Below are 10,390 nucleotides of genomic sequence, written 5' to 3'. Positions count from 1 at the left end.
CGCGACCTGGACCGGAGCCTCCGTGGGACGCTCGGACGAGTTGCCGCGCGCGACGAAGACGACCGCCGCGCCCGCCATCACGAGCACGCCCGCCGTCACCGCGACCAGCATCCCCGTGCGGCCCTTGCCGCCCGCGGGTGCCGCCGCGGGCGGCGGATAGGCCGCCGGATACCCCGGACGGCGGATAGCCCTGCGGCTGCTGCCCATAGGGCATCTGCGCCTGCTGCGGCGCATACGCCACCGGCTGAGCGGCGCGTACTGCGCACGGCTGCTGCGGCGCATAGCCCTGCTGCGGCTGCGGCGCGTGACGCTGGGCGCGGCCATGCCCGGCGCTGGAGGCCATCATGGCCCCTGGGCATCGACGGCGAGGACACCGGCGTCCGGCGGCGGCATGGGCACGTCCAGGAGGCGCGACTGCGACAACGGCTCGCGCTCCAGCGACGGCGCCGGACGCGGCGGCGGCTTGCTGAGTGCGTCGTTCTCCTCCTTCACCAGCGAGGCCAGCACGCTCGCGGCGGAAGGCTTCCAGCCCACCGGCTCCTCCGCCACGGCCGAGTTGCCACCCGAGCCCGGACGAGCACTGCCCGCGCTGAAGGCGGACTCCACCGGACCGGCGGGGATCGTCGGCGACGACGTGGACACCGGCGCGGGCGCGACGATGACCGGCTTGGCCGGGCGCGGCGCGAGCACCGACGCCAGCTCCGCCGTCTCCGACAGGGGAATCCAGTCGCTGAAGCCAGAGCGCCAGCAGAGGTTGTCCGGGCCCACCTCGCCGCGGTCCCAGGCGTCCTTCACCTTCTCCACCGACCAGGGGCCGACCTGCTTCTCGTCGATGGCGACGTACCACTCGTGCGCCGCGGCGGCGGCCTTCTCCTCCGCCGTCGGCTCCGCGGATTCGGCTTCCGCGAGCTTGCGCACGGCCTCCGTCTTCGCGGCCTTGGCCTCGGCCTCCGCTTCGGCGGCCTTGACCTTCTGCGAGCCCGTGCTCAGGACCTGGTCGAAGACCGCGCCGATCTCATCCTCTTCCACGTCCGTGAAGAGGCCGCCCTCCGGCGGGGTGCCCAGCGTGGCGGGCAAACCCGTGTTGGACGACTCCACGATGCGTGGCGCGTTCGCATCCGCGCTGCTCCTGGCCTCCGTGGCCGCGGTGGCCTCCGCCCCGCCCTCCTTCGCCGCCGATGCACCGGCGGGCCTCACCAGGATGGTGTGACCACACTTCTTGCAACGAAGCTTGACCCCCTTCGGGCCAATCTTGTCGTCGCTGATCATGTACTGCGCGCGGCAGCTGTCGCAGACGAAACGCATCGTTCCCGTAAGCCTCGAAAATGACGGGCGAAATCCCGTCTGAATCGTAGAAGTGCCCACCGGCGGAGATCAAGGACACCTGCCTTGAACGCCCGCCTGCTTTCAACGCGTGAACCCTCGCGGCGGTCTGAGGGCCCTACTTTCGCACCTGGACTTCGACGTGTGTGCCAACGGCCACACGCAGCTCGTGCAGGTCCTCGGAGGTGGCGAACACCAGCAACTCCCGCAGCTTGGTGCGCGGGGCGACGCGGAACGCGGACCCCGTCTCACCCTGTACCATGCGGCGCACGGGCTCCAGCTCGCCCGCGGCGAAGAGGCCCGCGCGCGACGCGGTGAGCTCCGCGCCCTCCAGCCACGTGCGCACATCCTGCGGCGTCGCCGTGGGCAGGTAGGCCCTCGCGACCTTCGCCAGGGCGGCCCGGTCCGGCTCGCTCAGGCTCTTCTGGAGCAGCTGCCGCTCCACGTCCACCAGCCGCGGATCCACCGTGTAGCGCACATTGCCCACCACCAGGCTGAGCGCGGCCTGCACCACGGCCTCCAGCCGCTCGGGCGCGACGCGCTGGCTGAACGCGAGCTCCGCGCGGGCCAGGGCCAGCGTCCGGCCCAGGAGGTAGTACACCTCCTTCTGGCCCTGCTCCGCGAAGTACTTGCCGCCCACACGCACGCACGCGGGATGCGTCTGGAGCAGGTCCACGTTCACGAGCGGCTCGGGGGCCGGTTCGTTGGAGCGCTTCGCCAGCCGCTCGCGCGTGGCCACGAGGAAGGGCGAGTACAGCTCCACCGCCTCCATGCCGAAGAGCCGCGCGACGTAGCGGTAGTGGTTGACGTGGTACTCCTGCGCGGTCGCCACGTCGATGCGGTGGCGCTTGGGCACCAGCTGGTACTGCGGGAAGGGCACCGCGTACAGGTGGCCCGCCTTCTCGAAGAGCAGGCCCAGCAGCTCCGACAGCGGCCCGCGCACCTTCGGGTGGAAGAGCGCGGTCTGCCACAGCCGGTCCGTCAGCGGACGCTGCGCCAGCTCCTTCTTCTTCGCGTAGGGCCCCAGCTTGGTGAGGATCTCCTGCTCGTCCTCGCCCGCCTCGCCCAGCAGGCCCGACACCGCCTGCGCGGCGAGCCACGCGGCGTCGTAGTCCTTGCGCACCGCGGACAGCCGCACCAGGTGGCCCACCACCTTGCGCGGGTTCTCCGTGTTCGGCAGCGCGCGGCGCAGCGCCACGATGGCCTCTTCCTCGCGGCCCGGCATCTGACCGGCCACCTCCGCGAACGTCTCCTGGATGGCCGCGTCGTCCGGCAGGCCCTTCGCCGCGACGCCGTAGGCGGCCACCGCGCCTTCCGGGTGCTTGAGCACCTGGAGGTACAGGTCGCCCAGCGCGCGCCACAGCGTCATGCGCGCCGGGTGCGTGTCCGGCGTCTTGGGCAGACGCGCGAGCATGCGCGTGTAGTTCTCCTCCAGCACCTTCCACTGGCGCGCGCCGCCGAGCATCGCCTCCAGCGCGCTGAAGGCCTCCACGAAGCGGTGGTCCAGGTCGAGCGCGGCGTTGAAGGCCTGCGCCGCGCCCTCCACGTCCTTCAGCTCGTCGCGGCGGATCTCCCCGAGCGCGAACCACACGCGCTTGGCCTTGTGCGGCTCCAGGGCGAGCGCGGGCAGCGCCAGCATGCGGCCCAGCACGTCCGCGGCCTTCTGGCCCTGACGCGTCTCGCGCAGCAGGCGGTAGAGCGCGTCCATCACCTCCGGCGCGTCCGGCTGCGTCCTGAGGGCGCCGGTGAACGCGTCGATGGCCATGTACGGATCATGCAGCTCGTCGCGCGCGATGCGGCCCAGCTCCAGGTAGACCTTGACCTTGGCCTCGCCCTCCAGGCTGTTGACGAGCTCCTGGCGCAGCTCCGCGGACTTCTCGTAGTTGCCCGCCTTGTCCATCAGCGCCACCAGCGCGCGCAGCGTCTGCTCGTGCTGCGGGTCGATGGCGAGCGCCTTCTCGAAGTGGTTCTGCGCGCGGTCCGTCTGGCCCAGGGCGGCGTGCACGTCACCCAGCTGCCAGTAGACCTCCACGACCTCCAGGTCCGTCAGCTCCTCGCGGTGGTGGATGAGGATGGTCTGGAAGACCTTGAGCGCGTCCTCGTACCGCTTCGCCTGCACCAGCAGGTTGCCGTAGCCCTCGAGTGCGGGCAGGTACGTGGCGTCCAGGCCGTAGGCCTTCTCATACGAGGACAGGGCCTTGTCGCGGCGGCCCAGCTTCTCCGTCACGTAGCCCAGCCGGTAGAGCTGGCGGCAGAGGTCCTGCGCGATGGCGGCGTCCTTCTCCGCCATGGCCTTCTCCGCCATCTTGCGCGTGACGATGTCCAGCATCCGCTCCGCGGACGCCCAGTCCTCGCGCGCGATGTAGACGTCCGCCAGCGGGCGCGCCGCCTCCAGGCTGTCCGGGATGTGCTTGAGCGTCTCCTCCCAGTAGGGCGTCGCCGTCTCGCGGTCCTCGCGCGTCTCCGCGTGGTAGCGCGCGACGTCCAGCAGGGCGCGGCCCTTGGCGGCCGGATCCTCCGTCTGCTGCGCCTCCTGCAAGAGCGTCTGCTCGTAGCCGCCCCAGTCCTTCTCCTGCTCCTGGATGCCCTTGAGGGCGCGGATGGTGGGCAGGTGGCCCGGGTCGATGGCGAGCGCCTGCTGGTACGCGGTCCGCGCGCTCGCCATGTCCGCGAGCATGTCCTCGTTGATCTTCCCCAGGCGGTGCCACAGCTCCACCGCCGCGGGGTCGCTGCCCACGACCTGCGCTTCCTTCTGCAGCATCTCCAGCGCGAAGGGCCAGTTGCCGCTGCGCTCGTAGAGCTTGCCCAGGGCGTGCAGCGCGGGACGGGACTCGGGGTCCGTGGCGAGCGCCGCGTGGTAGCTGTTCACCGCTCGGTCCACGGCCTTGAGGTTCTGGTACTGGACGTTGCCGATCTCCACGTACAGCTCCGCCTGCTCCTGCGGGCTGGTGGCGAGCGCGAGCTGCCGCTCGTACGCGAGGATGAGGTCCTCCCACCGGGACTGCGCGCGGCGCAGGCGGATGAGGGACTTGATGGCCTGCGCGTTCTGCGGGTCGATGGAGAGCACGCCCTCCACGCACGCGTCGGCGTTGGCCGGGTTCTGGTACGTGTCCTCCCAGATGGTCGCGCTGCGGAAGAGGACGCGGACCTTCTCGCGGTAGTCCTGGGACAGCTCCAGCATCCGCTCGTAGATGGCGAGCAGGTCCGCCGGCTGATCCAACCGCGTGTGCAGCCGCTCGAGCGCCTCCAGCGCCTCGCGGTTGTACGGGTCGAACTCCAGCGCCATGCGGAACGCGGAGACCGCGGACTCGTCGTCCTTGAGGTCGCGCTCGTAGACGGTCGCCACCTCCACCTGGATGCGCGCGCGCTCCTCGTTGGACGCCGCGAGGTCGCGGGCCCGGAGCAGCGTGGTGGCCACGTCCCGGAACGCGTTCCCGCGACGGTAGAGGTTCGTGAGGACGCCGAGCGTCTCCAGGTCCGGCTCCAGCTCCAGCGCGCGCAAGAGGGCGCTGGCCGCCTCGGTGGGGTCGTCCAGCGTCTCGTCCCAGACGCGGGCGATCTCCTTGAGGATGCCCTTGCGCGCCTCGATGGAGCCCGCCGCCTCCAGCTTCTGCTCCAGCGCGACGACGTACTCGCGGTCGCGGCCGCGCCGCTGGAACACCGCCGCCAGCCCGTCCAGCGCGGTGGCGTTGGTGGGGTCGAACTCCAGAATCTTGCGGAACGCGGCCTCCGCGGCCTGCGGATCATCCAGCCGCGAGTCGTGGATGCGCGCGAGCGTGGCGTAGATGCGCTCCGCGAGCGGGCCGCGGGGCAGCTCGTCCGCGACCTCCTCGTAGACCGCCGCCAGCTCCTCGTGGCTGCCCGTCTCGTCCGCCAGGCGCTCCACTTCCTCGCGCAGCGCGTCCTCGGCCGCGTCCAGCTGCAGCGCGCGGCAGAGCGCCAGGAAGGCCACGTCCTTCTGGCCCAGGCGCTCCTCCTGCACCCGGGCGATCTCCCGCAGCGCCGCCATCTTCTCCTCGTCGGTGACGAGGTGGGGCATGTAGCGGTCCATCACCGTGGCGTACGCGCGCCAGTCGTTGTGCGTGCGGTACAGCGTGCACACGCGCTCGTAGGCGGTGCGGTTGGCGGGGTCGAGCTCCAGCACCTTCTCCAGCGCGCCGGCGGACAGCTCCGGCTTGCCGCCCTGCCCTTCCCACAGCTCCGCGACGGTGAAGTACGCGGCGACGGCCGGGTCGCGCTCTTCCGCCGCCAGGTGCACCTGGACCTTGAGCTCCAGGGCGCGCACGGCGTCGTTCCACGCGCGCAGGGACACGGACAGCGCGTACACGCGCTCCAGGTCGGAGACGGAGTGCGGCTCCACCTCCAGCGCGCGGCGGGCCGCGTCCAGCGACTCCTCGCGCCGGCCCATGCCCGCGAGCACCTCCGCCATCCGCAGGCGCAGCGCCTTCACCCCGTCGCTGCTGTCCTGCAGCGGGATGAGGCGGCGCAGCACGCCCACCAGCTCCTCGCGCTGGCCCGTCTCGTCGTACAGCTCGCGCAGCGTGTCCAGCACGCCGCGGTGGCGTGCGTCGCGGTCCAGCGCCGCCTTGAAGAACGGCACCGCCGCGTCCGGCTGCTTGAGCAGGCGGTACACCACGCGGCCCAGCCGCTCGTTGAGGCGCACCACCTCGCGCGGATCCAGCGTGATGGCCAGGCGGCCCTCCAGCAGCTCGCGCAGGTCCTGCGGCCGGCCCGCGCGCTCGTACAGCGACTCCAGCGAGGAGAAGACCTGCTCGTTGCGCGGGTTCTTCGCCAGCAGCTCGCGGTACAGGTCGATGGAGCGGCCCAGGTCCGACAGCCCCTCGGCGGACACCTGCGCCATCTTGCCCAGCACGCGGTCCCGCTCGCTGCCGGAGACCTTGTCCGCCTGGAGCTTCAGGATGGCGTAGAGCTTCTCGGACGCGCCCGCGCCCTCGTAGATGCCTTCCAGCAGCCGCGCCGAGGCGAGGTGCCCGGGCTCCAGCGCGAGGATGGCCTCGTAGGCGCTCGCCGCGCGGTCCGGGCTGTCCATCCGCTCCTGGTAGAGCTGTCCCAGGCGGAAGAGGAAGCCGATCTTGTCCGCGGCTTGCGTCGCGCCGGTGGCCAGCGCCTCCAGCACGCCCGCCAGCTCCGGCCACGCCTCCAGGTGCAGGTAGAGGCGATCCAGCGCGACGAGCGAGGCCTGCTGCACCGACGCGTGCAGCGTGCGCGCACGCTCGAAGTAGGACACCGCGCGGTCCGGATCGCGCAGGCGCGTCTCCAGCAACTGGCCCAGCTTGAGGCACACCTGGGCCGCGTCGGCGGCCTCGGCGATGCGCGGCAGGGCCTCCTCGTAGAGCACCACCAGCTCGTCGTAGCTGCCCGCGACGTCGGTGGCGTTCTCCAGGCGGCTGCGGACCTCGCTGTCGTTCGGGTCCTCCTTGAAGCCGCGGTAGAGCGCGAGGAAGGCCAGCTCGCCCTCGCCCTGCGTCTCGCGCAGCGTGGCCAGCTCGCCGAGCAGCTGCTTGCGCTCGACGGCGTCCGGCGACACGCCCACGCGGGTTTCAATCACCTGCGCCAGCCGAGCGACGTCACCGCTCGCGCGGAAGGCGCGCAGCAGCGTCTCCACCGCGAGCAGGTTCTGCGGCTCGCGCGCCACGATGGCTTCCATGCGGCCCACCGCGCCCGGGTGGTTGGGCTGCACGGACAGCACCTCGCCGAACAGCGACAGCGCGCCCGCCTTGTCCAGCAGCTTGGACTCGCGCACCGTCGCCAAGCGGAACTTCAGCTCCAGCCCCTCCTCCGGCGGCATCAGCGCGATGCGCCGCGCGAGGACGTCCGCGAGCTCCGGCCAGCGCTCCTGCTTCTGGCAGAGCTCGTCCATCCGCGCGAGCGCGACCGCGTCGTCCGGCTGCAGCTCCAGCAGCCGCCGGAACGTGGCCAGCGCGCCCAGCGCGTCCTTGAGCTGCTCCTCCTGCAGCACGCCAATCTGGTGAAGCACCGCCGCGCGACGCGCCGGCTCCTCCGACAGCGCGAGCTGACGGCGCAGCACCTCCAGCAGCTCCGAGGGACGGCCCTGCGAGGCGACGAGCCGCGCGGTGCCATCCAGCGCCTCGTTGTCCGTGGGCTTGAGCTCCAGCACGCGCTTCCACGACTGGAGCGCCTCGGCCGGCTCACCCAGGTCCACCTGCATCCGGGCGAGCGCGCGGTACAGCTCCGCCCGGGCCGCGTCGCTGGCCTTGGGGGCCACCTCCGCCAGCACCGCGCACAGCTCCTCCGGCGCCTCCGCCTTGTCCACCAGCGAGACGCACAGCTCCAGCGAGCGCGGGTCCTCCGGCAGCTCGCGCAGCGCGCGCGTGGCGGAGAGGAACCCCATCTCCGCGTTCTCCAGCGAGCTCGCGTAGATCTCCGCGATGCGGCGCAAGAGCGCGGCCCGCTCCTGCGGCACGGCCTCCGCGGAGGCGCGCGACTCCAGCATCTCCACCTGCTTCAGGTGGTTGCCCACCGACGCGAAGATGGGCTCCAGGGCGCTCGCCGCCGCGCCACGCAGGGGGCTCTCCGAACGCGCCAGCTCCTCCAGCGCGCCCACCGCGCCGGGGTGCCCCGCGCGCCGCGCGAGCACCGCCTGGTACAGCTCCAGCGCGCCGCGCGGATCATCCAGGCGCGACACCTTCAGCCGGCCCAGCCGCACGCGCAGGTCGGACGCCTCCTCCTGCGCGTCGCGCGCGTCCGCCATCTGGATCTCACGCTCGACGTGCTGCGCGAGCTCCGCCCAGCGCTCCATGTCCGCGAGCACGCGGCCCAGGAGCTTCAGCGCGTTGGCGTTCTCCGGCCGCGCTCCAGCACCTCGCGGTACGCCTGCGCCGCCAGCGACTTGTCCGCCAGCGTCTCCTCGGCCAGGTGCGCCAGCTCGAAGAGCAGGTTGATCTGCGAGGCCGGATTCGCCTCCGCGGCCACCTGCCGGCGCATGACGAGCGCCAGCTCCCGGTGCGCGCCCGTGCGGCGGTGCACGCGGGCGATGGCCTCCAGCACCGGCTTGTTCAGCGGGTCGCGCCGGCTCACCTGCTCCAGCGCGCGCACCGCCAGGTCGTAGCGCTTCAGGCGGTTGTCGTAGATGGCCGCCAGGCGCCGCCACAGGTCGCCCGCCAGGGGCTCCGCGGGGTCGCGCTCCAGCTGATCCTCGTAGGCCGCCGCCACCTCCTCGAAGGAGCCCGAGTCCGCCGCGAGCCGCTCCAGCTCGTCGCGCACGCTGGCTTCCGCGGGCAGCTCGTTGAACGCGCGCAGGCGCGCGACGAAGGCCAGCGACGTCTGGCCCAGGCCCTCGCGCAGGACGGCGATCTCCTGCAGCCGCTCCAAGCGCTGCTCCGGCGGAACGCCCGGCAGCAGCACCTCCAGCACGTCCACCAGCTTCCGCGTGTCGTTGAGGCCGCGGTAGACGGGCTCCAGCAGGCGCGCCGCCTCCAGGCGGGGCCCGTCGTGCGCGAGCAGGCGCTCCAGGCCCGCGACCACCTGGCCGTCGCCCGGCGACAGCTCCAGCAGCCGGCGGTACACCGGCAGCGCTTCCGTGGGGCCGACCTCCTTCTCCAGCAACTGCGCGCGGCGCAGCAGGTACGCGCGGCGCCCGGGCTCGTCCGGCGCGAGATCCGCGAGCTGATCCAGCACGTCCGCCTGCTCCACGAAGTGGCGCGTCTTCGCGTACAGCCTGTCGAGCGCGAGCAGCCCTTCCGGCACCTTGCGGAGCGCCAGCGCGGAGCGCAGCACCTCGATGGCCTTCGCGTCCTCGCCCGCGCTCGCGTAGGCCTCGCCGGCCTTGAGCAGCAGCCCCAGCCGCGTCTCCGGGTCGGTGGCGAGCTGCGCCTGGCGGGCGTAGACCTCCGACAGGCTCTTGGCGTTCTGGCCCTTCTCGTAGAGCCGGGACAGCGCCTCCAGCGCCTGGCGGTCCTGCGGCGCGTCCGCCAGCAGGTTCTTCCAGAGGCGCGTGGCCTCTTCCGGCTGGTCCAGGCTCTCGCGCAGCTCCGCCGCGCGGCGCAGCAGGTCCAGCATCACCGGATCTCCGGTGGTGAGGTCCACGGCGGCGCTCTCGTAGATCTCCGCCAGCACCTCGTGGCTGCCCGTCTCGCGCGCCAGCCGCTCCAGGTCCGGACGCACGCCCTCGCGGTCCAGGTCGTTGGCGAAGGCCTTCACCGCCGCCATGAAGGCGAGCGACGGCTGCTGCATGTCGCGCTCGTAGATGCGGCGGATCTCCCCGGCGAGGACGATCTTCTCCACCGTGAGCGCGGACTCCATCCGCGTCTCGCGCAGCGCCACGCGGCGGGCATGGTCGCCCACCTGCGCGAGCACCTTGTCCAGCACCTCCAGCGCCGCGCCGCTCGTGGGCACCGCCGCCTTCACCCAGGCCTCCAGCGCGGCCCTCGCGCCCGGGTGGCCGGGGTCCTCGGTGAGGATGCGCTTGTAGAGGCCGAGCGCCGCGTTGGCGTCGTCCAGCACCGTGCGCAGCAGCTCCGCCAGGCGGAAGGACACCTCACGCCCCTGCGGGCTCTGGCCTTCCTGGTTGCGCCGCAGCGCGAGCGTCCACGCCAGGTCCTTGGGACGGTTGAGGTCCGTGTAGAGGCGGTCCAGCGCGGTGGCGGCCTCGCGCTGCGCCGGGTCGCGCTCCGCGATGGCGCGCCACGCGGACGCCGCGCTCTCCTTGTCGGTGAGCTTCGCCTCGTGCAGCAGCGCGGCCTCGCGCAGGCACACGAGCTGATCCGCCGGCTCCTGGATGGCCGCCGCCAGCTGCTCCACGCACCTCCGCCAGCGCCGCCCACTCCTCGCCCGCGCGTGCAACCGCTGCAGCGCCCGCAGGCTGTCGATGTTGCCCGGCTCCAGCTCCAGCAGCGCGCGCAGGCCTTCACCGCGCCGGGCCGGTCGTCGAGCTTCTTCTCCTGCACCTCCGCCAGCTCGCGCAGCAGCGCCCGCGCGCGGGCCACGTCTCCTCTCGTCACCTCGGTCGAGGATCACGCGAGCTGATCGAGCGAGTCCGCGTCCTCCGCCGCCTGACGCGCGGCGGCCCGGAGGCCCGTCCGCGGGG

2 protein-coding genes and 1 pseudogene are annotated in these 10,390 nt (G+C 72.5%); all 3 read right to left on the bottom strand.

Annotated elements, in window-relative coordinates; translation table 11 throughout:
* On the bottom strand, positions 1–207 hold a 207-nt coding region (locus tag ACLEQD_RS28165; protein ID WP_410388182.1), incomplete at its 3' end, for a hypothetical protein.
* A 135-nt stretch (positions 208–342) separates the two neighbouring features.
* Positions 343–1,305, bottom strand: coding sequence for an adventurous gliding motility protein GltJ (gene gltJ / locus ACLEQD_RS28160; protein WP_410388180.1), 963 nt, complete (start codon positions 1,303–1,305; stop codon positions 343–345).
* Between the two features lie 136 nt (positions 1,306–1,441).
* Positions 1,442–10,390, bottom strand: a pseudogene (locus ACLEQD_RS28155) (tetratricopeptide repeat protein); the annotation flags it as partial.

Origin of the sequence: Corallococcus sp. 4LFB (assembly GCF_046520365.1) — a bacterium.
Classification (GTDB): Bacteria; Myxococcota; Myxococcia; order Myxococcales; family Myxococcaceae; genus Corallococcus; species Corallococcus caeni.
The sequence above is the reverse complement of the archived record's forward strand: the minus strand, read 5'-3'. Positions and strand labels throughout refer to the sequence as shown.

What these genes read in the sequence shown, in the direction of transcription:
- gltJ (WP_410388180.1), bottom strand. Translation starts at nt 1,305, where the DNA reads ATGCGTTTCGTCTGCGACAGCTGCCGCGCGCAGTACATGATCAGCGAC.